General features: G+C 60.1%; 23 protein-coding genes. 12 read left to right on the forward strand and 11 right to left on the reverse strand.

The annotated features are described in order from the left end of the window. Positions 1–19 precede the first annotated feature (19 nt). The 8 genes from H1B37_RS18625 to H1B37_RS18660 all read right to left on the reverse strand — a co-directional run bounded on the left by H1B37_RS18625 (position 20) and on the right by H1B37_RS18660 (position 9,551). Positions 20–1,843, reverse strand: coding sequence for an outer membrane protein assembly factor BamB family protein (locus H1B37_RS18625; protein ID WP_182868169.1), 1,824 nt, complete (start codon positions 1,841–1,843; stop codon positions 20–22). Positions 1,844–1,908: 65 nt separating this feature from the next. Then, positions 1,909–3,228 carry a 4Fe-4S binding protein gene (locus H1B37_RS18630; RefSeq protein ID WP_353620865.1) on the reverse strand — a complete coding sequence of 440 codons (1,320 nt, stop codon included), beginning with the start codon at positions 3,226–3,228 and terminating at the stop codon, positions 1,909–1,911. Between the two features lie 172 nt (positions 3,229–3,400). After that, positions 3,401–4,051, reverse strand: a complete 651-nt coding sequence (locus H1B37_RS18635; RefSeq protein ID WP_286177886.1) for a 4Fe-4S binding protein — start codon at positions 4,049–4,051, stop codon at positions 3,401–3,403. Next, positions 4,048–4,275, reverse strand: a complete 228-nt coding sequence (locus H1B37_RS18640) for a hypothetical protein (protein WP_182868171.1) — start codon at positions 4,273–4,275, stop codon at positions 4,048–4,050. The genes H1B37_RS18635 and H1B37_RS18640 overlap by 4 nt, the downstream gene beginning before the upstream one ends. After that, positions 4,268–5,419: an NHL repeat-containing protein gene (locus H1B37_RS18645; protein ID WP_182868172.1), complete on the reverse strand. Its 1,152-nt coding sequence runs from the start codon at positions 5,417–5,419 to the stop codon at positions 4,268–4,270. Before H1B37_RS18645 ends, H1B37_RS18640 begins: the two co-directional genes overlap by 8 nt. A 42-nt stretch (positions 5,420–5,461) precedes the next feature. Further along, complete coding sequence (locus H1B37_RS18650) at positions 5,462–6,862, reverse strand: outer membrane protein assembly factor BamB family protein (protein WP_353620863.1); 1,401 nt, start codon at positions 6,860–6,862, stop codon at positions 5,462–5,464. A gap of 28 nt (positions 6,863–6,890) precedes the next feature. After that, complete coding sequence (locus tag H1B37_RS18655; RefSeq protein WP_182868173.1) at positions 6,891–8,177, reverse strand: outer membrane protein assembly factor BamB family protein; 1,287 nt, start codon at positions 8,175–8,177, stop codon at positions 6,891–6,893. Positions 8,178–8,714: 537 nt separating this feature from the next. Next, the gene (locus tag H1B37_RS18660; protein WP_182868174.1) at positions 8,715–9,551 is read right to left on the reverse strand and encodes a universal stress protein; all 837 of its coding nucleotides are present in this window, start codon (positions 9,549–9,551) and stop codon (positions 8,715–8,717) included. A gap of 752 nt (positions 9,552–10,303) precedes the next feature. Here H1B37_RS18660 and H1B37_RS18665 point away from each other — a divergent pair. From H1B37_RS18665 to H1B37_RS18700, 8 genes are all read left to right on the forward strand, one after another. Further along, positions 10,304–10,471 carry a DUF1328 domain-containing protein gene (locus H1B37_RS18665; protein ID WP_182868175.1) on the forward strand — a complete coding sequence of 56 codons (168 nt, stop codon included), beginning with the start codon at positions 10,304–10,306 and terminating at the stop codon, positions 10,469–10,471. A 68-nt stretch (positions 10,472–10,539) separates the two neighbouring features. Further along, positions 10,540–10,716, forward strand: coding sequence for a hypothetical protein (locus tag H1B37_RS18670; RefSeq protein ID WP_182868176.1), 177 nt, complete (start codon positions 10,540–10,542; stop codon positions 10,714–10,716). A gap of 52 nt (positions 10,717–10,768) precedes the next feature. Then, positions 10,769–11,005: a hypothetical protein gene (locus H1B37_RS18675; protein ID WP_182868177.1), complete on the forward strand. Its 237-nt coding sequence runs from the start codon at positions 10,769–10,771 to the stop codon at positions 11,003–11,005. A gap of 237 nt (positions 11,006–11,242) precedes the next feature. Next, entirely contained in the window at positions 11,243–11,821 is a 579-nt protein-coding gene (locus H1B37_RS18680) for a TIGR03067 domain-containing protein (protein ID WP_182868178.1), read from the forward strand. A 160-nt stretch (positions 11,822–11,981) separates the two neighbouring features. Then, the gene (locus H1B37_RS18685) at positions 11,982–12,458 is read left to right on the forward strand and encodes an MgtC/SapB family protein (protein ID WP_182868179.1); all 477 of its coding nucleotides are present in this window, start codon (positions 11,982–11,984) and stop codon (positions 12,456–12,458) included. A 21-nt stretch (positions 12,459–12,479) separates the two neighbouring features. Next, positions 12,480–13,331, forward strand: a complete 852-nt coding sequence (locus H1B37_RS18690) for a cysteine peptidase family C39 domain-containing protein (RefSeq protein ID WP_182868180.1) — start codon at positions 12,480–12,482, stop codon at positions 13,329–13,331. Between the two features lie 36 nt (positions 13,332–13,367). Then, a complete protein-coding gene (locus H1B37_RS18695) occupies positions 13,368–14,738 on the forward strand; it encodes an NAD-dependent succinate-semialdehyde dehydrogenase (RefSeq protein ID WP_182868181.1) in 1,371 nt (456 codons plus the stop codon). A gap of 56 nt (positions 14,739–14,794) precedes the next feature. Continuing rightward, positions 14,795–15,832 (forward strand): NADP-dependent oxidoreductase, encoded by a 1,038-nt coding sequence (locus tag H1B37_RS18700; RefSeq protein WP_182868182.1) that lies wholly within the window; start codon positions 14,795–14,797, stop codon positions 15,830–15,832. A gap of 318 nt (positions 15,833–16,150) precedes the next feature. On the opposite strand, the gene H1B37_RS18705 is transcribed toward H1B37_RS18700, so the two are convergent. Together H1B37_RS18705 and H1B37_RS18710 are read right to left on the reverse strand one after the other, a co-directional pair. Continuing rightward, positions 16,151–16,858, reverse strand: a complete 708-nt coding sequence (locus H1B37_RS18705; RefSeq protein ID WP_182868183.1) for a hypothetical protein — start codon at positions 16,856–16,858, stop codon at positions 16,151–16,153. A gap of 14 nt (positions 16,859–16,872) precedes the next feature. Then, entirely contained in the window at positions 16,873–18,024 is a 1,152-nt protein-coding gene (locus H1B37_RS18710) for a prenyltransferase/squalene oxidase repeat-containing protein (protein ID WP_182868184.1), read from the reverse strand. Positions 18,025–18,252: 228 nt separating this feature from the next. Here H1B37_RS18710 and H1B37_RS18715 point away from each other — a divergent pair, with 228 nt between their 5' ends. The 4 genes from H1B37_RS18715 (at position 18,253) to H1B37_RS18730 (ending at position 23,500) form a co-directional block, all read left to right on the forward strand. Beyond that, positions 18,253–20,181, forward strand: a complete 1,929-nt coding sequence (locus tag H1B37_RS18715; RefSeq protein WP_182868185.1) for a heparinase II/III domain-containing protein — start codon at positions 18,253–18,255, stop codon at positions 20,179–20,181. A gap of 209 nt (positions 20,182–20,390) precedes the next feature. Continuing rightward, entirely contained in the window at positions 20,391–21,236 is an 846-nt protein-coding gene (locus H1B37_RS18720) for a dienelactone hydrolase family protein (RefSeq protein WP_182868186.1), read from the forward strand. A gap of 178 nt (positions 21,237–21,414) precedes the next feature. Continuing rightward, positions 21,415–22,383, forward strand: a complete 969-nt coding sequence (locus tag H1B37_RS18725) for a CNNM domain-containing protein (protein ID WP_182868187.1) — start codon at positions 21,415–21,417, stop codon at positions 22,381–22,383. A 295-nt stretch (positions 22,384–22,678) separates the two neighbouring features. Further along, a complete protein-coding gene (locus tag H1B37_RS18730; RefSeq protein WP_182868188.1) occupies positions 22,679–23,500 on the forward strand; it encodes a hypothetical protein in 822 nt (273 codons plus the stop codon). A gap of 63 nt (positions 23,501–23,563) precedes the next feature. On the opposite strand, the gene H1B37_RS18735 is transcribed toward H1B37_RS18730, so the two are convergent. After that, complete coding sequence (locus tag H1B37_RS18735; protein WP_182868189.1) at positions 23,564–23,752, reverse strand: hypothetical protein; 189 nt, start codon at positions 23,750–23,752, stop codon at positions 23,564–23,566. Positions 23,753–23,811 lie beyond the last annotated feature (59 nt).

Genomic DNA, 23,811 nt, shown 5'->3' on the forward strand with positions numbered 1-23,811 from the left:
AACAGGTCCGAAACTCGTGTCACTGATTCTCATCATTCCCACTCCCGATGCAGAACAAATGCTCGCTTCCTCGGATGAGGATCCGTCCATCGGCAAACGCCGGGCAGGTCACGCAGTCTTCGCCCAATTGAGCCTCCGCGATCTGTTTGCACTCGTCACGAGTCGGTTGCACGATCCATGCCGTCCCGTCTCGGCCGAACAGATAAACGCGATCGCCGACCAGGCTGGGGGAGGAGAGGAAATCGGCGCCAAAATCTTCTTCCCACAACGGTTCACCGCCTTCCTGTTTGTCAAAGCAGAAGAGCGTGCCGTAGGACGCCAGCGTCAACAAGAACTCATCGGCGACCAGGGGGCTGCATGTGTCCGGGAGCCCGTAGTCGGCGGTCCAGACGACATGGGTGTCCGTCACGTCACCGGATCCGCCAGCGCGAATCGCGGCATAGATCGCGGTGTCGTTACCGGCATAGACGATCCCGTCGGAGTACACCGGTGAGGGGCCGACTTCGACCCGGTCGAGACAATTGGCTCGCCACAATTCCGTGCCATCGCGGGGCGAAGACGCGATCACCCAGGGATCGCAGCAGGTGATGATTTGGTGTTGTCCCTCGTGCTCGATCACGATCGGAGACGACCACGACGCCGGTGTCTGGCGAGTCGTTTCCCAGATCGGCAGGCCCGTCGCTCCGTCAAACGACATCAGTTTTGACAGTTCGTCGTCGTCGGATCCTTGGTCGAACTGAACGATCACCGCACCCTGGTGCGTCACCAGCGACGACGCGTGGCCGTAATTGTTTCGCTGCGGCACCCCCAACGAACGCGTCCACACTTCATTGCCGGAAAAATCGAGAGCGACAAGCAACCCATCGGCAAACATCGCAAACACAAACCGCCCATCGGTCGCCATGGTCGGCGCCGCGTAACCGGTGTCCTCGGAGACCTTGATTTTCTGGTCGGCAATGGACGGGTCGACTTGGAATTCCTTGTTCCAAAGGATTTCGCCGGAGTTCAGGTCAAAACAGAAAACGCCACGGACCGCTTCGGTCGCGCCGGAAAGAAACACGCGGTCGTTCCACAGAATGGGTGAATTCACACCGGGCAGCGGCAGCGGTGTTTTCCACACGATCCCTTCACCGGACGGGCCGTCCCATCGCGTCGGAGCGTCTTGGAAATGCGAGATGCCGGATCCGCCGGGGCCCCGAAAGCTGGGCCAATTCGCCTGCACGACTTCGGCGCTCGGCAATTCCGGCAGCACCGGATCGATCTTTGTCGGTTCGACGCGAGGTGTCGCGTCGCCAACCGAAGCTTGGTCGGACGCCAAATCATCCAAGCTTGCCGGCAACACACTCGGGTGATTCGCTTTCATCGCCCAGGTGGTGCCGACCAGGGCCAGCATCACCGCGGCCACCGCCCACGGTCCGCGGTGGCTCAGCCGTTCGTCCGAGTCGGGGCCGGGCAGTTTCGGTTTGGGGCGAGGCAGTCGTCGATGCAGCGTGGCGGCCCATTTGCTGAAGACCAACGTGACGACGATGCCGCCCAGCAGCAGGTACGCCCCCCGCTCGGTGAATCGTTGCTCACGGAAGTACTCTCGTCGCAGTGCCAGATCGAGATCCTGGATCTGTTGACGCAGTTGATTGTCGTCGGATTGCTGCAGGTATTGCTGTCGGAGCTGGATGAATGTGGTCTCCTCCAGCGGAACCTTGTTCAATCGGTTCGCGCCATCGATCACCAGGACGGTGCCGACGAGGGTTGAAAACACTCCGGCCACGATTGCCGAGAGCAGGATCGATCGATGGCTGAACAAGCGACGTTGAAATTCGGTCTGCCTTTGCGTTTCAACTGTCATTGAACGGCGGGCGTTCCACGCTCTGGCGAGCGTAGCTACGAGACCTTGGTGGCGGGGATTCGCGTTCACGGCTTTTTCCCTCCGACGGTCAATTGGACCAGCGGCCCGCCCGGCGTTCGGCCATCGGGCAGCGCTTCGGAGACGTCGGAGATCAGACCGAGTCGGACTTTTTCGACCGGGCAATACCAATAGCAGCGCCCGCAGGAAACGCACCCGGCCCGATCGGCCTGGTAATCCTCGCGGCGACGTCGCACCGACAGATAAATCAGTTTGAACCCGATCACCAAGCCCGTCCAAGCACCCAACAAGCCGCCCAGCGTGACGAAATCATTGCGGCGCGTGAGTGCCGATTGATACAGATCATCGACCGACCGCGGCGAACCTCGAAAGGCATCGCTGGCGTCGGTCGTGGTTTCCGCCACTCCCAACTCTTCCAGCCGCACCTGTTCGGCCAACCGCGATTCCGGGTGCCATTGTGCCAGCGGAACGGCGAGCGTCGTTCCCAGCCACCAGAAACCGGCCACCAGGAAGGGAGCGGCCAGCAGGGCGAATCCGAATTGACGTTTTCCTCGTCGACGAGCCGCGGGCGTTTGCGCGACCGTGGGCGGGTGAATCGCACCGTAGGGACAGGCATCTTCACAAAGTTGACAATTGATGCACGTCCCCGGCGGGATGCTTAAACGCCATTTGGAAAAACACGACAAGACGCGCAGGATCGCGCCATAGGGACATAGGTACCGACAGTACGGGCGGCCGACAAACACGCCGATCAACAAAATGCAGCTGCCAAAGATCAGCATGTCCGCGTTGCCGCCCAAACGGAAAAACGCGATGAACGGATCGTACCGACAGATGATGAATCCCGTCCGGGTCGCCGCGAAAATCACCGCCGCGCCCAAATAGATGTAAGCCACCAAGCCCAAGGAATGATCCAACCAACGCGGCACCGCGACCGAGCGAACGGCGATCAATTCTTGCATCGCGCCCAGCGGACAGACCGAAGCACAGAAGGTCCTACCGAAAAACAGCGTGAACACCAATGGCAAGATGAAAAACGCCACCACCGTAAGCGGCACGACGTAAGTGGGATCGAACACGGCCAACGCGACATTCTGGGTCGCACCGATCGGACAAACGCAGCCTTGCCGCCAAAATCCGAACCACAGCAAACTGGCGATCGTCAGCAGCAGTACGTTACGACGCGAACGCGACACCAAGGTGAAGTACGACGCCAAACACAATGCGGCGAACAGAATCGCCACGTCCAACAACGGTGCGATCTGCCCCTGGACTTCCGGAACCGTGGCGGTGGGGATCGGATGGTCGGAAAACTCGGGGACGGGGAACATCAGCTCCGGCGTCTCGGCCGCCATCGCGTCGCCCACCCACGTCAACGTAGCGACGCTCGCCAGAGCGTGGCAAACGCCGGTGATCCACAACTTCGACGTAGCTACGCTCGCCAGAGCGTGGTAAACGCCGGGGATCCACCTTCTGGCGAAGGCAGCTACGTTTGACCGCCGGTTGTTAGCGTTGCTTGTGCGACTTGGCAATGTCCTGCTACTCATCGGCGTGCACCTGACCGAGCAACTTCTGCGCCGCCGTGTCGGACTTCCCCGCCTTTTGCCGCATCACACCCAACGCGATCCGTTTCAGCCGATAGGGCTTGTCGGCGGAGACGTTGACAAAGGCATCGCTGGGACAGGCGACAGCGATCGCGCATTCATTGCAATTGACACAGCGATCGTGCATCACTTGCAGGTACAGCGATCCGTTCATCAGGGCGCAGCCCTTGACGCACATCGCACAGCCGATACAAGCGTCGGTGTCGATCGTGTACTCGTAGAAATTCTGCCCCGCCTTGCCTTCGACAAAGGTCCGGATGATGGCTTCGGTTGGACACAACAAGTCCTCCGCGGCGGTGTCGCGACTGTCCAGCCCGTCGAGCGTGTAGTAGCCGGTGCATCGGTTGCAAAAACCGCACATGTCGAAACACTGAACGCATTTGACGGCTGATTCATCCAGCACGCAGTGGGTGGCGCAGTTACCGCAGCCGACGCACTTGTCGGGATCGATCTGCCAACGATTCTCTTCCGCTTGGCCTCGTTGGCCGGCAAGGTATCCGCCCAACACACCGGCCGACACCACGCCGACGACCCGAGCACCATCGGCCAGGAAACCGCGTCGGTCGGTTTGTTGTTCGCCGCTCATGTTGGCTCTCCCTCGGTTTCTTCCTGCCGTGCCGCTTCCGCTTTGGAAAGCTCGCAATGGTTGAACAACCCGCAAGTCTGGCAGGGGGAAGTCAGTTGCACGCATCCGAGATTGTTCGCGCGGCGGAGCAGGTTGAGCGTCAAGACGGACAGCCCACCCAAGAGGGCATAGCGTCCGACACGCAGCAGCAGTTGCCGACGATCGGGATTGATTTCATCAGGCATCAGGTTGTTCCTCCCACGAGCCATGCCGGCGGGAAGCGTGAGCGAGCGGCGCGGAAAGTGGGATAGGCTTCCAGCCTGTCGATTCCAGATTGACAGGCTGGAAGCCTATCCCACCGGTGTGCTCATCAAGACGCACAAATACCCGCACCGACTTTCGTCTCGGATCCAGCACCCAAACGCGTCCTTGGCTGTCCGCGGCGACGTCAAAGACCACGCCCGCTTGATGGGGCCGCGGGTCGCCGAGTTCTGATTGGGCGATGCCCAATTGCCGCGGACCGGCGACGACCGAGCGGAATTCACCGTACTCGCTGTACACCTTGATCCGCGGCACGCCCTTTTCCGATGTGACGATCTCGCCTTCGGGCAAGACCGCAAACTGGCTCGGATTGCAGCAGCCGAAGAAGTTCTCGATCGCCACACCGGGATTGCCCCAACGTGCCTGCAACGCACCGTCAAACGTGTAGGTCTCGATCCGCAGTGCACCGGGATTGGCCACGTGCAATTGCCGACCCGGCCCGATCGCGATGTCGAACGTCGTGCTGGGGACGTTGAACGTTCGCCCCCCCGCTTCCGCATTGCCGATCGTTCCCAGCAATTCGCCTGACGGATCGAACCGCCACACCAAGCGGTTGCCGGCATCGGCGACGAAGACGGATTCATCGGCCACGGCGATCGACGCCAGGATCGCGTCGTCGGTCGGGACGTTCCAAGTCGCGACTCGACTGCCGTCGTCATCAAAGACTTCGATCCGGTTGCCGGATCCCACGTAGATGTGACCCGGCGCGACGTGTTGATCGTTGCCGACCGCCAAACAACTCGGACGGCCTTCGGTCGGGATCATCGCCAGTGTGGTGCCGTCTGGTCGATACACGCCGACCGTCTGGTCACCGGCCACATAGATCTGGTCCTCGGGCCCGACGCTGATACCGCGAGGCTGAGCCATCGACACGCTGAATTCCCTCGTCTGCTCGTACTGAATCAGCGCCGGATCGACGTCGTACACGCGAGAGAAATCCATCGTGAACGATCGATCGCGATGACCGGCGAGCGGATCGCTGCTGACGACGGCATAGCTGGCGAGGCCGACCGCCACGGCAAGGACGGCGGTGATCAATGTTCCGCGATAGTGAACCAGCAATTCCATGGATCGTTGAACTCCAAAATCATGTTTCGCTGTTTTCGCCTGTCATGGCTTCGCCCGCAGATCGAGGCAAACCATGCGTGTCATGTCGCGTAGGATCAAACGGCCCGCAACCATTGCCATCGGCCCCCAGGCATCGTGGCCGCCGGGTAGAACACTGTGTCGAGTCAGTCGCTCGTACCCGGCCGGTGTCGCTTCGGCGGCCGTCAGCGTGCCGTCGTCATCCAAAATCAATAGCAGGTCGTCGGCAAACATGTAGGGGCCCAGTCCGAATCGATCGCTGCCGCTGTCCCAGATCTGGTTTCCATCGAGGTCCATGCAAACCATCGTTTTCGCGCCGACCTTGCGAATGCCGAACAGATGTCCATCGCGATAGATCGGTGTCTGTTGTTCGGAACTGAATTGTTTCGGCTTCAGCTCGAACAGACTTTGTGCTCCGATGCCGCTTTCGGTCTCGACCAACTGCAGCATCAACGCGCCCGATCCGTAACCGCGCGAAAGGAACAGTCTGTTGTCCGGCAGCACGACCGGTGACGGGCTGGTGGCGTTGATCTCTTTCCAGGCGGTCGTTTCCCACAGCAGCGATCCGTCATCGGCCGCGACGCCGACGACACCTCCGCTGGCGCAGTAGACATACGTGCGACGCCCTTGAAACTCCATCGGGACGACGGAGACGTGGGTCATGTTCCAGCCCTTGGGATTCGGAGTCTGCCAGATCACGTCGCCGGTGCGATAGTCGATCGCCATCAGCAACGCACTTCCGCAAGGGGCGATAATCAGTCGGTCTTGGTCCACCAACGGGCATTGGCCGGTGTACCATTCCGGCACACGCGTTCCGAAGTCACGTTCCAGATCGATCAACCAGTGTGACAGGCCGGTCGCGGCGTCCCAACACGCCAGATGACAGCGTGGTCCCATCGTGATCACGTAGTCGCCGACGATCATCGGAACGGTCCGTGTCATGCCGTGGTGAAAGGCGACGACGACGGGATAGCTGTTGCGCCAAATCTCCCGGCCGTCGTCCAGTGACAAACAACGCAGCGTATCGGCCTGGGCTTGCTCGTCGTAATCCAGCACATAAACTCGGCCGTCGCTGATTGCGGCCCCGGCGTAGCCTTCGGCGACGTCGATCGACCACCGCACCGGCGGGCCTTCGGCAGGCCAGGATCGCGCCAATTTCGGGCCGCCGGTTGCAATCGAATCGCGATTCGGTCCCAGAAACCCCGGCCATTGGCCGGAGATGTCCGATGCGACCCCGGGCCCGGCGATCGGCTGGCCCGGTTCCGGACGATCGGTCTGGCCGGCGGCGTCGATGGTTCCGTCGCGTCCCGGCGTCCGCGGTTCCAAGTCCCCCGGCGGGCCCGTCGACAACCAAAACGCGAGCGACACGACTGCGAGTGTCGCGGTCAGCGTCGGAAGGATCGCTTCGGGGGCTTGAATCTTCACAAGGCCTACCTGAGGAAAATCAACAAACTCACTTGCCGATGCAGTACAGATGCTCTTCGGTGCGGATAAAGATCTGTCCCTGTGAAAACGCGGGAGTCGCGTTGGTCACACCGTCCAAGTCGTTCTCGGCAATCGATTCGAATTCTTCCGGGTTGGGCTTAAAGACAATGGTCGTGCCGCGTTGGCTGAGCGCGTAAATGTGCCCGCCGGCCAGCACCATCGATGCCCAATGGTCTTTGGCGCGACTCTTCCAACGACTCTCCCCGGTTTCGGCGTCCAGGCATTCCAAGGTTCCGGGCCCAGAGTTAGGACGATAGATGTGGCGGCCGACCATGACGCCCGTTCCAACGCTGCTGGGGTTTCGTTTCTCGACGTACCACATGCGATTCGATGCGGTGACGTTGCCGGTGCCGCCGAGCCGGAAACCCATCGCCGGCCCGCGCAGATCCGCCATGGCGAAACCGATGCCGTCTCCGATCAGCGGTGATGAACTGACCGCGTCGTAACGTGATCCGCTTAGTCCGTCACACCACCACAGCAGATCGCCGCTCTCGGGATCGTAGCCACACACGCGGGTGCACATCGCACAGATCACTTGCGGCTGTCCGTCGACCTGCGCCACCACCGGCGTGCTCCAGGAACCGACGTCGTCGGCATTCTTGTCGCCGGTGTAGGCTTCGTCGGTTTCCCAAAGCGTTTTTCCGCTCGCCAAGTCGATCGCGGTCAGGAAGACGCGGGCACCCGGGCCGGTTTGTAACAGGACACGGTCTTTGTAGATGATCGGCGACGAACCGTAACCCCAGATGTGTCGAAAGTCACCCAAGTCGCGCGACCACAGTGGTTGGCCGGAATAGTCGTAGCAGTACAAGCCGGCCGAAGAGTGCCAGACGACGACGCGCTCGCCGTCGGCAGCCGGAGTCGTGCTGCCGAAGGGGTTTTTGGTATGCGTGGTGTCTTCGCCGAACTCAACCGTCCGTGTCCACAGCAGCGCTGCGTCGTGGCGATCGAAGCACAGCAAGCTGCGCTGGCGACCGTCTTCGCTGGCACTGGCCAGAAAAACACGATCGCCGGAAACGATCGGGCTGCCGGCTCCTGGGGCGGGCAGGTCGACCTTCCACCTGATGTTCTGCTCCGGTCCCCAAGTCAATGGATAGTCGTCTCCGTCGGCGACACCATTGCCGGTGGGCCCGCGGAATTGCGGCCAATCTCCTGCACGGGCGGTCGCGGCCGCCAAGATCATCGCTAGCACCATCGCCAGCGCAGCCAGCGGTCTTGTCACCTCGTCAGCCACTAGGACCCGTTCTAACGCCTTCATCCGCTCGCTCTCCAAGTGATTCTCGGCGGATCCCCACTGGACCCGCTCCTGTCCCACTGCACTAAAGCACGTCGCGTTCCTACACCGGGAAATCTTGATGTGCGGGGCCGTCGGCCAGCGAAAAGGTCTGTCTTTGGCCGAAGGATTGTCCAGGGCCGTTCAAATGGTCCCGTTTTTTACGGTGGACCTTGGGCGATGCCCAAGGCGATGGGTGTGAACGGCCTTTGGCTGAACGTCTCGCGACGCCAACTGGCCTTCGTGCTCGCAATACGGGGAGCTACCAATGCGATTCTGCGAGGAGTGGGCCGGCGGAGCGGGCGTCGGCGTGAATCGTCGGCTGAAAAACGCCGGCTTGCAGGCTAAAAAATCTTTACGAAGAGAAAACGGATCGGTGCGGGCGACGCTGACGCGCGAGACACCGTGTCACGAATTGAAGTTGCACCGCCGATCGGCGTGCGCCAATACGCACGCCGCCGCTTCGTCATCGGGTAGTGGACGAGGCGACGAGTCCATTCGGACCAACGGCGAGGCGGAATCCTAATGAAACAAGAACACCGGCAGGTGCGACGCCTCGATCAACTTTTCGGTGAAGGAGCCCATGATGACTTCGTGGATTCGTGAATGACCACAGGCCCCGGCGACCAACAAGCCGACGTCCAGTTCGGCGGCAAGGTTCAGCAATGCGTGATGGACGTCTGATTCCGACGCGATGCTGTGACGTTGGCCGTTGATGCCATGAAGTTCAAGGAAGTCGCAAGCGGGCTGTGCGATCTCTCGGGCCGATGCGGCCGTCGCGGCGGCGGTCACGACGTGAACCGTTCTGCCGGCGGCGAGCCCCAAGGTGACGAAGGCGAACAGGGATTGGCCGGCGGGACGGCTGCCGTCATAGGCCACCAACACGTCGTCTCCCTGGGGCAGCGACAGCGGCACGGTCATCAGCGGACGGGAGCAGCGGCGGAGCACGTTACCGAGAGTGCTGCCGGCGGCCACTTTCGAATCGAACGGCGTTTCGCGGCCCAGGATCACCAGATCCGCACGCTGCGATTCGGACACGATCTGATCGACCGAATCACCGCTCTTGTCGCAGCACCAGACGGTGAGTTCGGCGTCCCGGCAACGCTGTCGGAACGCATCCATGTGTTGCCTGACCGCGGCCCGCGCGTGTCGGATTTCTTGCCGCCGATCCGCTTCGAACGTCTCGTCGGCGACTCCGTAGATCGCCAGTTCGGTGTCATCATCATCGACGATTTCAACGCCCATCAGCTGGCATCCGTAGCGGTTGGCAAGTTGAATCGAATAGTCAACGGCCACATGCCCATTGGCCGAGCCGCAGACACCGACAAGCAAACGTTGCAGATTGGAATCTTGATTCATCGATCAGCCTTCGGTTTCAAAACGAGAAAGATGAGGCGCGTCGAAGCAAATGGTGCGCCAGGGCGTGGCAGAACGACCGTCCTAAGCTGGACGGTCCCTTTAGGCGAGTCCCCCTCGCTGCGAGGGACGTCGATCGTAAAAGAGACGGATTTGATCGTAGCGGAAGTCGTCAAGGCATTCGTTTTCAGGGGCGGACGAAACTCTTGACGGCCTGTCGATTGATTCCGATCACACGTGGGATCAGTCGTTTCGCGCGAGCGTACGGGCCTCAACATGAGCGCGCACTGGCGCCCGTAGGCTCGCGCCAAACGGCTGATTCAATCAACAAGCCGTTGACGAGGTCCGCCACACGATAGATTCAATCGATCTGCGACGTGTTTTAGCGCCGGCGGCGGATTCGCAACGCGGGCTCTCTCTGGCGTTTGCTTGCTGCGCAAACGCCGACTCTCCCAGAGAGAGAGAATTGAAATGGGTTACCAAATGCTGCAGTAAGACAATCGATGTCCCTAGCAGCGACCATGAGCGGCTAACCCCTGAACACCAGCATTCACACCCACTTTCTGCTCGGTTCTCGACCACGCTGGATTCTTGGCATCCAACGCAATCCGTTTGAAATCGTGATTTACGGGGTTTTAGCGGTCGACCCGCGATGCAATCGCATTTGGCACGGCAATCGCGATGAGGGGCAAGCACTCGCCGAGTGGTGAAGTGCACCGCTGCGAACGACTGAGATTCAAACCGTGGAGATTGCCATGTTGGGCTGGGCTTTAACTTTCTTGATCATCGCACTGATCGCCGGCGTCCTGGGCTTCGGGGTCATCGCGGGAACTGCGGCGACGATCGCAAAGATCCTGTTCGTCGTGTTCTTGGTGTTGTTCATCATCGGATTGATCATGGGGCGACGTGGCCCGGCGGTTTAACTCCGTTTCCATTTTGATAACCGCCAACTGCTATTTCCAGATGCGTTTCGGGTAATCGAGGCCCAATCATGAGAACGATTCACGACATTTACCTGTTCGTCCTGGCGTCCCTGATCGCGCTCGTCGCCAGTGTCTCGGGCTGCCAGCGGAAAGAAACGGTCCTGGATGTCGACACGCCCCGAGGCGGACTTGAAATCCAAAGGGACCGTGACGGTGGGAACGTCAGCATCCAGGTTGGCGAGTGAGTCGTGCGAATCGATCGGTCGGTGAACTCTTGAATGCGTAGGGAGATTTGTGATGCGTGCTGTGATTGGAATTGTCGTTTTGCTGTTGGTGCTTGCCTGGGTCGGCTGGGTTCAATTTAGTTCTCCCGATGGCGACCCAACGCTTCGTGTGGATTCGGATAAGGTCCGCCAAGACACGGCCGAAATCGTGGAGAAATCGAAGCACGTGGTCGAACGCGCTGCCGAGGAAATCGATGAGAACCTGGAGTCGGAACCGGAATTCGAAACGGAGCCGGAGCCGGAGACATAACTGGAAGCCGTTGAACCCTGGTCGTCACATCGCCACGTTGACGTAGCTACGCTTGCCAAAGCGTGGTGGGCGAGGGGGGAACCACCTTCTGGCGAAGGCAGCTGCGTTCACACGGCATTTCACGAGGTTTCTGTTTTAAGTGGCGCTTTAAAATGGCGCTGTCCAACTCGTCGGGCGAGCAACGCACCAACATTTACCATCCCTATCCCAAATAAACTTTTCTATCGGAGGCTCCCGATGAACTTTTCCATTCGCATGTTTGCATTCTTACTGCTCGGCTCACTGTTTGCCGTCCCTGTGGCAGCCGCGGCCGACAAATCGGCAGAAGAAGAAGCGACATCGAGCAAGCCCGCTGCAGAGAGCACGACGGAGACAATCACCGATAAATTGCAAGGCCGCTGGGAAGTGGTCGAAGGCGTCAATCAAGGCCGGCCGCTGACCGAAGCTGAAGTGGCCGGCACCTACGTGACGATCACGATCAATCGGATCGTCACTTATGATCGCGATGATCGACAACGGTTTCGCGCGGTGTTCCGAGTCGATTCGTCGACCGACCCGGTGCAGATCACGATGACGTCGGTGCCGAAGCTGGCAAGACCCAGTACGCTCGATCCGCCGCCCAAGCCCGACAAGGCTGTCGCGCCAGGAATCCTGCGGTTTGATAACGAGCATCAATGGACATTGTGTTACGCCATCGGCGACTCAAAGCGTCCGACCGAATTCGAATCGCCCAAAGGCAGCAAGAACATGCTGATGACACTTCGACGTCGACCGGGCGACCCGGTGCCGGATGTGCGGGCCACCGACCCGAAGTAGGGCCGGGGATGCAGCTACCGTTGATGTCTAGCCTTTAGGCGATTCCCGGTCGTAGCCGGCGATGGTGGGCGGGTAAAGCTTGCACACCAACACTTTTGCCTGCCCCATTGGGGCCGACAGGGTAGACCGACCTCGGCCGCAACGTTCGAGGGGAAAACTGATGCTCGATCTAATTGACTTTGAAAATCTTCGAGCGATTGCCATTGCAGCCGGCTGCGGCGCGGCACTGGGGATCGAACGCGAGATCGCGGGCAAGCCGGCGGGGATTCGGACCCACATTTTTGTCTGTGCCGGGTCGGCGCTGATGATGATCCTGGGACAAGAAGTGGTGCAGCAGTTCCAGCAGCAGGAGGCGGACTCGTTGATCAATGCGGATCCGATACGGATTCTGCAAGCGATCGTCGTTGGGATCAGCTTTCTGGGCGCCGGCACGATTGTGCATGAACGCGATGCAGGCGTCGAAGGCTTGACCACGGCGGCGACGATTTATTTGACCGCTGGGATCGGCGTCGCGGCGGCGGTGGGGCGCGTGGGGTTGGCGTTGACCGTGACCGTTTTTGCCGTCGCGGTTTTGGTGCTGATCGGTTTCGTGGAGCATCGGATTGCGGTGTTCAATGGGGATCGGGAGAAAGAATGATGTTTTTTGCGGGACCGCAACATGGCAACTGATTTAGTGATCGCGATCGCAGTCATGACGATCGTCAGTGCCGTGTGTGGTTGGATTGCCGCTCGCCTCGCCTACTCGGATCGGGGACAATGGAACATCGCGTTTCTTGCCGTCGCGGTGTTGTCGACGGTTTTCTTCTTGTTCTATGGCTCGGGGCAGCTGTTCTGGGCACGCCTCGTTCCGTTATCGGCTGCCATCATCTACACCAATCTATCGGCCATCTTTGCGGCTCTGGCCGCGGGATGGGCTTGGCGAGTACCCGAGACGCCGGCATGGCGACGCGGGTTGTTGGTCGCGGCGTTGGGGGCTGGGGCGATGATGGCGATCACTTGGCCTCTGCTCTCGATCGCAGTGCGTCCACCACCGGCCGGCGGCGACCACTGGGAAAACGGCGTCGCGCTGCAAACATCATGGGCAACGTGCAGCCCTGCGGCGGCCGCGACCCTGTTTCGCGCCGAAGGCATCCCGGTGAGCGAGGCGGAGATGATTCCGCTTTGTCTGACCGACGCCAGCGGCACGCCGACGCTGGGGGTGTATCGCGGGATCAAACAGATCGCCGATCGAAACGCGCGTGAAGTGGTTTTGGTCGGGGGGACGGGCGACGATTTGATCGCAGAGGACGACTGGCCGGTGTTGTTGGCAGTCGAGTTGCCTTATGGAGTCGACGACCGGCGATACGTGGATCAATGGGGGTGGATCCCCGGGATGGGACACTCCGTCGTTGCGCTCGGGACGACTCCCGCCGGCGACCTTCTGATCGGCGATCCGTCCGTCGGACTTGAATTATGGACCGAAGCGGACCTGCGAGTGTTGTGGCACGGCGCGGGGATTCGCGTAAAGTAAAGATTTGAAAGACCAACCGAAAACGACGCAAAAAGTATGACCATCGCAAGTATCAATCCGGCGACCAATGAAACGCTGCAGGAATTCGAACCGCTCGCCAAGGACGACGTGATCGACGCGATCGAAGTCGCCCACCGAGCGTATCAAGACTGGCGACGGGAGTCGTTCGCGACGCGCAAACGTTGTCTCGTGAAGTTTGCCGAATTGTTGCGGGCCGAGGCGGACCAACTCTCCCGAACGATCACGCTGGACATGGGAAAGCGGATCGCCGAAAGCCAATATGAGATCGATTATTGCGCCAAAATCGCTGAGTTTTACGCCAACGGTGCGGAGCGATTTTTGGCCGACCAGCCGATGGACGTCGATGGCGTCGACGCGTACATCCACTACGAACCGCTGGGCGTCGTGATGGGCGTGATGCCGTGGAATTTTCCGTTCTATCAAGTCGTCCGCTTCGCCGCGCCGAACATCATGGCCGGCAACACGGTGATGATCAAACACGCCAGCAACGTTCCTCAGTGCGCCCGGGCGGTCGAATCCTTGTTCCATCGTTGCGGGCTACCCGACGGTGTGTACACGAACCTGTTCATCCCGTCGGAGTTTGTTGAAACGATCATCGCGGACCGCCGCGTTCAAGGTGTTTCGCTGACCGGCAGCGAACCGGCCGGTGCGGCAGTGGCCTCACTGGCCGGCAAACACCTCAAACGCAGCGTGTTGGAATTGGGCGGCAACGACCCGTTCATCGTGCTCGAAGACGCCGACTTGGATCACGTCGTCGAGCAGGCCGTCAAGGGCCGGATCGTCAACGCCGGCCAATCCTGTGTGGCGTCCAAACGGTTCATCGTCGTCGAAGCCGTCGCCGATCGATTCCTGACCGGATTCAAGGAGCAACTGTCGGCGTTAAAAATGGGTGACCCGCTGGACGAAGCGACGACGCTGGCACCGCTGTCGACCGAGGGTGCCGCCGAAAAGTTACTGGAACAAGTCCAAGCCACGGTCAATGCCGGCGCAACGGTGTTGTTGGGAGGCGATCGGCCGGACCGCGAGGGAGCCTACTTCAATCCGACCGTGCTGACCGACGTGACGGCTGACATGCCCACGTTTGACCAAGAGTTGTTCGGCCCGGTCGCAACCGTGTACGTCGTCAAAGACGAGGCCGCGGCGATCGAGTTGGCCAATCACTCGTCTTACGGTCTGGGCGGATGTGTCTTTACCGCTGACGTCGATCGTGGACGTCGGGTGGCCGAACAGGTCGAATCCGGCATGGTGTTTGTCAATCAACCGACTCGGTCGCAAGCCGAGTTGCCCTTTGGCGGAATCAAAAACAGCGGCTACGGCCGCGAACTGTCCCACTTGGGCATTCTGGAATTCGTCAACAAAAAACTGATTCACCTCGGTTCTGTCTGAAATGTCACCGCGAGCTAAAAACTTTCAGGAGTGAAGGTCACGGGCCTGAATCCAACATGTCAACCGAAACGTCTCAAACAACCCAATCAAAGCAAATCGAACTCGTCTCGCGTCCCGATGGCGTTCCGACGGCTTCTAATTTTCGATTGAAAACTGTGGAATTGTCGCCGATCTCCGACGGAGAAATTTTGGTCAAAAACCACTGGATGTCGGTCGATCCATACATGCGCGGCCGGATGAAGGAAGGCGACAGCTACGTGCCGGCCTTCAAAATCGGCAAGCCACTCGAGGGTGGTTGCATCGAGCAGGTCGTCGAGTCTCGGCACAAGGATTTCAAAGCCGGTGAGATGGTGCTGGGCAATCTCGGCTGGCGTGAATACTGGAAATCCAACGGCCAAGGAATCACGGTGGTCGACCCAGAACTCGCACCCGTGCAGGCGTATCTTGGTGCACTCGGTATGACGGGGATGACCGCCTGGGTCGGGTTGAACAAAATCGCCCAACTGCAATCCGGCAGCACCGTGTTTGTCTCCGCCGCTTCCGGGGCCGTCGGTTCCATCGTTTGTCAACTCGCAAAAGCAAAGGACTGCCACGTGATCGGAAGCGCCGGCAAGCCTGAGAAGATCGACTGGCTACGGGACAAAGCGGGGATCGATGCGGTCATCAACTACAAGCAGACCGACGACCTGGCCGGAGAACTTGCCCGATTGGCACCCGACGGAATCGATGTCTACTTTGACAATGTCGGCAGCGATCACTTGGAAGCGGCGCTCGACGTCATGAATGATTTCGGATGCTGTGTCGAATGCGGCATGATCGCGACCTACAACGCCACCGACCCACCCGCCGCACCACGGAACCTGTTCAAGGTCATCGCCAAACGAATCCGCATGCAGGGTTTTATCGTGATGGATCACATGGACGCCCGGCAGCAATTCATCCAAGAGATGGCACCCCTGGTGAAAGCCGGCAAGGTGGTTTGGGAAGAGACGATCACCGATGGACTGGAACACGCACCCGAAGCATTCATCGGCCTGTTCGACGGCGACAACCTGGGCAAGCAACTGGTTCGGATATCCGGGGATTCGGCATAGGTCCCGGAACTCGCGAGATCCACGTTTCTGCTACTGTGCCGTTCGGCCGGCGGTCAGCAACGTGAGTGGTTCGGCACGCGCAATCTTGATCGCGGGCCAGAGTGCGGCCAGAAGGCGCAAGGTGATGGTCAATGTGTATCCGACCGAAAATTAGTATCACGGGATGATGAACGTCGGTAGACCGGCGAACCCGGTCGCATGGGTTGAGCAATGATCAGCGCGTCATAATGACCAAGATACCTCTGTGTGTTGTCGTCCAACCGCGAGGACTCCTCGCGTCGTCCACGACGATTTACCCGGAATTTAAGGCGAGCCGAATTACGAGGCATCATAGCGGACCAGGTACCAGCCGCGGCCGATCGAGGCGGCGGTGCGCAGTTGGTGCGGATCGGCCAATCCGCCGACGAACGAGGCCGGATGACTGTTCGGCGGATGCCATTCCGCCCAGTCGCGGCCGTCGGTTCCGGTCAATTGCAGTTTGATCGCGCCATCGGCACAGCGTTCGATCGCGCTGACGTACACCTGTTGATCGGCTAGCGCCGGCGATTGCAACAGGACCAGCGTGGTCGGCTGTCCGAACGGATAGGCCATGAAGGGGCCGGTCGCTGGCAGTTCCCCGTCGCGATTGGGCCAGCGATTCCGCAGCGGTGCGGCGATCGCTTCGAGTTGGTCGATTCGGCAGGCGAAACGGATTCGTTTGCCTTGCCAGGCGATCCGTTCGTGATGGATGGCTAGACTGCACCACAGCGCGATCACCGTGGTGATCGCCATCAGACGTCGCAGCGAACAGGCACGCTGACTCAGACGCCGGCGGCCCCTGCGTCGGACCAGCAGCGCCGTCATGCTGGCGGCGGCGATGATCACCAGACACGCGAATCCGGCGGCGCGAACCCACTGTGCCGCATCATCCAGATCCGCCGCCCAGGGCCCGCGCAACAGGCTCGGCAACAACGGGTCCAGCGCAGCCCAAACGCACAACGCCAGTAGAGCCGTCAGGTGAATCGCCCAGGTTTGCTTTCCTCGCATCGTCGCGTCGGCCACTATTTGCAATACGCCAACGCCATCAAGGCAAAGCTGGTGGCCAGGTTCTTGTCGTTCTCAAACCAGCGCTGGTTGCTGTTACTCCACGAGCCATCCTCGTTTTGCCGCTCGGCAAGTTCGGCGATCAGATCCGCTTTCCAATCGTGCCGCGTGCCGTCGGCGTCGTCGATGGTTTGGATGCCGGCGACGTTGAGTGCGGCGGCGAAGGTGTGATAGTAGTAATACAGTCCGGCCGACCCCATGCCGGGGTTGCTTTCGACGTCATAGTGATCCCGGATCCACTGTAGCGCGGCTTTGACGCGTGGGTCTTTGGGGGTTAAACCGGCAAAGATCATGCTCTTCAGACCGGTGTAGCCCATCGATCCATAGCTTCGTAAACCGCCGTTCGGTGTGTAACGTTCCTCCGAGGTGCTCGGGTCGATCTTGGTGGTCGGGATCTCGTAGTAGAACCCGCCGTCGTCGACCTTGGCCGCAAAGGCGGTGTCGTTGTACTTGCTGTCCAGATTTTGGCAGCGCGAGACGAACGCCAGCGCGCGCTCAATCGCGGGATCGTTCGGCCCGGCTTCGGCGGCGCGGAGGGCTTCGATCATGTAGGCGGTGTTGGACAGGTCCGGACGTCCTGCGCCGCCATAGCCGACCCCGCCGTACCACGGGTCGGACGGATCGCGTTCTCCTTCGCCGTATTGGATCCCGGTGACGAAATCCTTGGCTCGCTTCAGGAGTTCGTTGTACTTGCCGGACTGGTTGGCTTCGGCAAAGCACAGCATCGCCACGCAGGTTTCATAGTTCTTCAGCCGGCCGTTACCGTAGATGCCGCCGTCGGGTTTGACGTACCCTTCGAGCGCCTTCAATCCCTCGGCGACCATCGGATCGTCAACCGACTTTCCATTTCGCAGCGCCGATGTGATTGCAAGGGCCGTCACCCCCGGTCCGACGCGATCGGAGAACGTCCCGGCGTCCGACTGGCCTTCCTTGGCCAAAAACGCCAGTCCTTTGTCCACGATCTCCCGACGCTGCAATTCGATTTTCGAGATCGCTTTCGTTTGCGGTGTCTCGTCATCTGCCGCGATCAACGGTGTGCCGAAGAAGGCGAGTGTCAGCAGGGGGACAAAAATCCGTCGTGGGCGGTGGAAATTCCATCGTCGTTTCATGGGGGGCTCCGTGAAGTCTTGCTAATTTCGTTGTTTCAGGCCGGCGGCACGCCGGCCGAGGGTTCACCCAAGCAAGTCCGATGCCATGCCGAGCTTGGGGCATACGCCTCAAGTCAAGACGCGAAGTCGTCGAATTCCCGCAGTTGGTTCGGCGTATAATCGGCCCCACGCATCGCACATCCTGCGGTCCAACGTTCAGCCACAACACCGCACCGAGAGTCAACGACCATGCAGCGAATCTTGTTTCCGGTTTTCATTGCACTTGTGATTCCCCCTGTCATCGCGCAAGACGGCTCGGGCGCCGTCAAACTTGATGACCTACGTACACGCATCGCCGCGGTGCCCAACACTCATCCACGACTGATCGCCGATGCGGCACAGTTCGATGCGGTGCGAGCATCCTTGGACGATTCAGGATCGACGCGAGATGTGCTTGCCAATGCCGTCATCCGCCATGCCGATCTGCTGGCGGACGTTCCGCCGATTGAGCGAGAACTGGAAGGGCGACGTTTGCTGGGGCAATCACGTCGCTGCTTGGAGAGGATGCTGAATTTGGCGATGGCCTATCAATTGACGGGCGACGTGCGATACGTCCGGCGTGGTGAACAAGAGATGCTGGCCGTCGCGGGGTTTATTGACTGGAACCCGAGTCATTACCTGGATGTGGCCGAGATGACACTGGGGATGGCGATCGGTTACGACTGGATGTTTGACGCATTGGACGAGGCCAGCCGACGGACCATACGCGGTGCGATCAAAAACAAGGGCGTGGCATTGCCGTTTACGACAAAACACAACAAGTGGGTCCGAGCCACCAATAACTGGGGGCAAGTCTGTCATTGTGGGATGACCGCCGGTGCCCTGGCGATCCTGGATGATGAACCGGAATTGGCCGCCAAAACGGTGCTCAATGCGATTGAGAATGTGCCCCGGTCGATGAAAGCGTTTGCGCCACACGGAAGTTACCCCGAAGGCCCGGGCTACTGGGCTTACGGCACCAGTTTCAACGTGATGCTGTTGGCGATGCTTGATGCCGTCTTGGGAAGCGATTTTGAATTGAGCCAGATGGCGGGTTTTGATGAAACGGGGCAATATTTGTCACTGGTGACCGGGCCTTCGGGGGCAACGTTCAACTATGCCGATGGTGGAGCGGGGCGAAAGCCCCAATCGGCCTTGTATTGGTTTGCTCGTCGCTACCACCGTCCGGATTGGCTGCTCGGTGAACAGGCACGTGTCAAGGCGACCATCGACAACTTCGATTCACACGACGCCGGTTCGGGCAGAAACCGTTTGTTGCCGCTGGCGCTACTATGGATGGATGACGACCAGGCATTGGAGGAGGCTGAGATCCGAATGCCGTTGCATTGGCAAAGTGAAAGTAGCACACCGATTGCAGTTCACCGCAGTTCGTGGACCGACCCGCAGTCGACGTTCGTCGGCTTGAAAGCCGGTTCGCCGTCGGCACCGCACGGACAAATGGACACGGGGTCGTTTGTGCTCGATGCCGACGGGGTGCGTTGGGCGCTCGACCTGGGGGCCGAAGGTTACCATGGCATCGAATCACGTGGCATGAACCTGTGGAGTGCGGCACAAGATTCCGACCGTTGGACGATCTTTCGGCAAAGCAATCTCGGGCACAACACCTTGGTCATCGACGGAAAATTGCAAGTCGCGAAAGGGCACGCCGAGATCACCGACTTTTCAAGTGAACCCGACTTTCCACACTCGATCGTCCATTTGAGTGCCGTCTACAAGGGGCAAGCCCACTCCGTTCGCCGCGGCGTTGGATTGCTGCCGTCGCGGGAAGTTGTGATCCAAGACGAACTGGATGGGGTGATGCCTAGCAGCCGGGTGCGTTGGGGCATGATCACGCCGTCACGGGTTGAATCACAATCCGGTCCGACGTTGCGACTGACGCAGGGCGATCAGCGACTGAGCCTGACGATCGTGGAGCCCGGTGGGGCAACCTGGTCCATCGTCAATACGGAGCGACCGCGGCAGCCGTGGGACTCACCCAATCCCGGCACGCAGATGGTGGCGTATGAAGTCGAAGCTTCGGACAAGAGCAAGCTTCGTTTGGTCGTCGTGGCGACGCCGGGAAGTTGTGATGCGCCCGTGGGCGAGCGATTCAAGCCCGTTTCGCTCGACGACTGGTAGGAGGGCGTGACAAAATCGGGGCATCGCCATCGGACGGGACGGAAATGTGGCACGAAGATTTCGGGGGCAGGAAGATGGAAATGGCGATGGCGCAAGGAACTGCCTGGTTTCGCAACTGGGTTGACGATCGTGTCCGGCGAGCGTCCGATAGAAGGGCGGCAGATTCTGTAATTGGCCCTCTCCTTAAACATTGAACGATAGAGACATCCATGTGCGACCAAGATCACTTTGAAGAAGATCTGAAAAAATACTCTCGCCGCGACATCGGCACTTTGGCCGCCGGCGTCGGAGCGGCGATGATGCTGCCCCGGGCGGCCAACGCCGCGGAGGTCCGCGGTAGCGATGTCACGATTTCGACACCCGACGGCCAGTGCGACGCGTACTTCGTTGCTCCGACAACCGGCGCGCACGCGGCTGTGCTGGTGTGGCCCGATATCTTTGGCCTGCGCCCGGCGTTTCGGCAAATGGGCGACCGGCTGGCCGAATCCGGTTACAGCGTGTTGGTCGTCAACCCGTTCTACCGGACGATGAAAGCGCCCACGGCGGCTGAAGGGGCCAAGACGCCGATTTCCGAGGTCCGGCCGCTCGCACAGACATTGAACGCGACAACCCACACGACCGATGCCAAAGCGTTCATCGCCTGGTTGGACGCGCAGCGCCAAGTCGACACGGACAAGAAGATCGGTACGACCGGGTATTGTATGGGCGGACCGATCGTGATGCGGACCGCGGCGGCGGTGCCCGAGCGTGTCGGTGCCGGCGGCACCTTTCACGGCGGCGGGTTGGTCACCGACGATCCGGACAGCCCCCACCGGTTGATCCCCAAGATGCAGGCACAGTTCCTGATCGCGATCGCTGAGAACGACGACCAACGTGACCCCGATGCGAAGGACGTGCTGAAAAAATCGTTTGCCGATGCCGACCTGGCCGCCGAGATCGAAGTGTACCCGGCCGGGCATGGCTGGTGCCCGCCGGACACCCGCGTGCACAACCCCGAACAAGCGGAAAAGGCCTGGGGACGGATGCTGGCGTTGTTTCAGCGGTCCTTGGGCTAACGACGATCGGACCTGCGCAGTGCTGCGGCAACTTTTAAACTTGGGGTGCCGCGAATTAGGGGACAGGTACCCAAAATGCGAAGCAACCTTCGGGCCAGTTGTTATTTGGTACCTGCCCCTTTTCCGCTCGACAAACGTAACCCCAAAATTAACGCTGACCTTGCACTAGGGTTCCACGATGTTCTGGCTAGTGATTTCGATCGTCGTGTTTCTGGCGTTGTCCGGGCTAATGGCGGCGGTCGATGCGGCGGTGCTGAGCGTGACGCGTCCGGAGATCGAAGTCCTGGTGGAACAAAAATGTTGGGGCGCGCGTCGTTTGCGGCGGGTCAAAGAGGGGATCACGCGGTCGGTGGTGGTGATCGTGATCACGACCAACACCGTCAACGTGTTGGGGCCAATTTTGGTCAGCCGCCAGGGGTTTTTGTTGTTCGGCGATCGTGGCATCGTGGGCGTCACGATCGTGCTGACGATCGGGACGATCATTTTTTCGGAGATCATCCCCAAGGCCGTCGGGCATCACTACGCCCCGTTCTTCGCCCGCGCGTCGTCGCCGGCGATCTTGGCCGGACGCATGTTGCTGTACCCGCTGGTCGAAGCGTTTTCGTGGCTGTCGAATCTATTGACCACGCGTCCGCGTCGGGTCGGGACGGAAGGCCAGATACGATCCCTGGTGCGGATCGGGCGCAGCCAAGGCCACATCGAAGCGGATGAAGGTGTGATGATCCATCGCGCCTTCTTGTTGAACGACAAGACGGCCGGGCAGATCATGACGCCGCTGGAGGATGTCAAGGCGCTGGGGGAACAGTATTCCATTTCGCAAGCGGCGTCGGAGGTGTGCCGCAGCCAGTTTTCACGCTACCCGGTGTTTGGGGAATCGGTCGACGAGGTCAGCGGGACCGTGCTGGGGCGAGACGTCCTGGTCGCGTCGATCGATCAATCGGCGGCCAACGTGTCGTCGATCAAAAAGCCTGCGGTCGTCGTTGCGGCCGCCACGAAGTCGGACGCCTTGCTGGCCATTTTTCGCGACCGCCGGATCCACCTGGCGGTCGTCCAGGACCTGGGAAAAACCGTCGGGATCGTCACGTTGGAAGACGTCCTGGAGCAACTGGTTGGCGCAATCGAAGACGAAAAAGATGCGTTGCTGTAGTGCACTGTCTTTAATCGGCTTAGGACTTCGATTTCCAAACGGGGCCGGATCCGGCGGCACAGGTATCCTTGCTGGTGTCGAGCCTTTAGGCGATTCCGAGTCGCTGCGAAGCAGCGACAGGGGCGGCTAACGCCTGCACACCAACACGTTTGCCCATGTCACTGAGGTCGCACTCTTTTTCAGAAACATTCCGCCGACTTCGCCGCTTGATTCCCTGTCGAGACGCGTGGTCGGGTGTTCCGACCAACGCGAACGCTTCCTTCTCGGCGCACCCTCCGATACGGGAAACAATTCGATGGCTCGCTCCAAAAAACAATCGCGCAAGCAACGACGACTGGGACTGCAGAATCTGGAAACGCGAAAGATGATGGCCGGGGACATCTCGGTCGACGTCGACATTTCCGGCAGCCGGATCGATGTCGAACTGACCGGCGACGGTGCCGCCAACGGCGTCGAAGTCCGGCAGGTCAACGACATGCTCCGGATCAGCGGTTTGAATCACGGCGGCGCGCCGACCACGATCGAAGGCAACGCGGTCCAGTACATTCCGACCAAGCAATTCGTCTCGGGCTCGTGGAGGACCTTGGATGACCTGACCATCAAGCTGGGCAACGGAGACGACTACGTCATCCTGCGCGATGTCAACATGCAACATCATTCGCACAGTGATTTGATAATTGAAACCGGCCGCGGCAACGACCGGATCACGATGATGGATGTCAACGTCCTGGACGACGTGACGCTGGTCGACCATTCCTTTGATGACGGCAATGATTATTGGTGGATGCGAAACGTTGACGTCGGCGACCGGTTGGAAGCCGACATGGGAGACGGGGCGGACACCTTTGTCGCCTCCTACACCGACGCCGATGAAATGGACATCGACAGCGGACGGCACAACGACTATGTCAGCTTGTTCGGAATCGACGTCGACTCGTTGGTCGTCAATCTGCGCAGCGGCAACGACACCCTGCGAATCGACGCCTCGGATGCGGACGCAGCGAACCTGGATGGCGGAGACAACCACGATACGCTGGACGTCAACGGAACGGGCTTCTATGCCAACGCCTTTGATGCCGTGCTGGCCTCGGAAGATTTTGAGACGATCTACGCGTGATCCGAGCGGGGGAATCTGCCCACCGATAGCCGCGCGAACCCGCGGAGGTGACGTGACGCGGGATCACTGCGATCCGGTGGCGTCGTCGCTCTCGGCCATGTTGCCTTCGGCCGCTGCCACCGCCGCTTCGTAATCGGCGATGGCCTGTGCGTCGGCACCTTCAGTGGACGTTTTGGGGCCCGAGTCACCGCAACCGGCGACCAGGGTGATTGAAACGAGCGCGAGCAAGACGTGGAAACGATTCGATTTCATTGATTTTCCTCGGCGGTCGGACGCCGCCGCAGAGAGCCAGGAATGAAGAAAACGTCGAT

The sequence above is a fragment of the Stieleria mannarensis genome (assembly GCF_014154935.1).
GTDB lineage: Bacteria > Planctomycetota > Planctomycetia > Pirellulales > Pirellulaceae > Stieleria > Stieleria mannarensis.

Excerpts from the sequence above, each read along its gene's own strand:
- H1B37_RS18625 (WP_182868169.1), bottom strand. The coding sequence starts at position 1,843 with ATGACAGTTGAAACGCAAAGGCAGACCGAATTTCAACGTCGCTTGTTC.
- H1B37_RS18635 (WP_286177886.1), bottom strand. The coding sequence starts at position 4,051 with ATGAGCGGCGAACAACAAACCGACCGACGCGGTTTCCTGGCCGATGGT.
- H1B37_RS18640 (WP_182868171.1), bottom strand. The coding sequence starts at position 4,275 with ATGCCTGATGAAATCAATCCCGATCGTCGGCAACTGCTGCTGCGTGTC.
- H1B37_RS18645 (WP_182868172.1), bottom strand. The coding sequence starts at position 5,419 with ATGGAATTGCTGGTTCACTATCGCGGAACATTGATCACCGCCGTCCTT.
- H1B37_RS18655 (WP_182868173.1), bottom strand. The coding sequence starts at position 8,177 with ATGAAGGCGTTAGAACGGGTCCTAGTGGCTGACGAGGTGACAAGACCG.
- H1B37_RS18660 (WP_182868174.1), bottom strand. The coding sequence starts at position 9,551 with ATGAATCAAGATTCCAATCTGCAACGTTTGCTTGTCGGTGTCTGCGGC.
- H1B37_RS18665 (WP_182868175.1), top strand. The coding sequence starts at position 10,304 with ATGTTGGGCTGGGCTTTAACTTTCTTGATCATCGCACTGATCGCCGGC.
- H1B37_RS18670 (WP_182868176.1), top strand. The coding sequence starts at position 10,540 with ATGAGAACGATTCACGACATTTACCTGTTCGTCCTGGCGTCCCTGATC.
- H1B37_RS18675 (WP_182868177.1), top strand. The coding sequence starts at position 10,769 with ATGCGTGCTGTGATTGGAATTGTCGTTTTGCTGTTGGTGCTTGCCTGG.
- H1B37_RS18680 (WP_182868178.1), top strand. The coding sequence starts at position 11,243 with ATGAACTTTTCCATTCGCATGTTTGCATTCTTACTGCTCGGCTCACTG.
- H1B37_RS18685 (WP_182868179.1), top strand. The coding sequence starts at position 11,982 with ATGCTCGATCTAATTGACTTTGAAAATCTTCGAGCGATTGCCATTGCA.
- H1B37_RS18690 (WP_182868180.1), top strand. The coding sequence starts at position 12,480 with ATGGCAACTGATTTAGTGATCGCGATCGCAGTCATGACGATCGTCAGT.
- H1B37_RS18695 (WP_182868181.1), top strand. The coding sequence starts at position 13,368 with ATGACCATCGCAAGTATCAATCCGGCGACCAATGAAACGCTGCAGGAA.
- H1B37_RS18700 (WP_182868182.1), top strand. The coding sequence starts at position 14,795 with ATGTCAACCGAAACGTCTCAAACAACCCAATCAAAGCAAATCGAACTC.
- H1B37_RS18705 (WP_182868183.1), bottom strand. The coding sequence starts at position 16,858 with ATGCGAGGAAAGCAAACCTGGGCGATTCACCTGACGGCTCTACTGGCG.
- H1B37_RS18710 (WP_182868184.1), bottom strand. The coding sequence starts at position 18,024 with ATGAAACGACGATGGAATTTCCACCGCCCACGACGGATTTTTGTCCCC.
- H1B37_RS18715 (WP_182868185.1), top strand. The coding sequence starts at position 18,253 with ATGCAGCGAATCTTGTTTCCGGTTTTCATTGCACTTGTGATTCCCCCT.
- H1B37_RS18720 (WP_182868186.1), top strand. The coding sequence starts at position 20,391 with ATGTGCGACCAAGATCACTTTGAAGAAGATCTGAAAAAATACTCTCGC.
- H1B37_RS18725 (WP_182868187.1), top strand. The coding sequence starts at position 21,415 with ATGTTCTGGCTAGTGATTTCGATCGTCGTGTTTCTGGCGTTGTCCGGG.
- H1B37_RS18730 (WP_182868188.1), top strand. The coding sequence starts at position 22,679 with ATGGCTCGCTCCAAAAAACAATCGCGCAAGCAACGACGACTGGGACTG.
- H1B37_RS18735 (WP_182868189.1), bottom strand. The coding sequence starts at position 23,752 with ATGAAATCGAATCGTTTCCACGTCTTGCTCGCGCTCGTTTCAATCACC.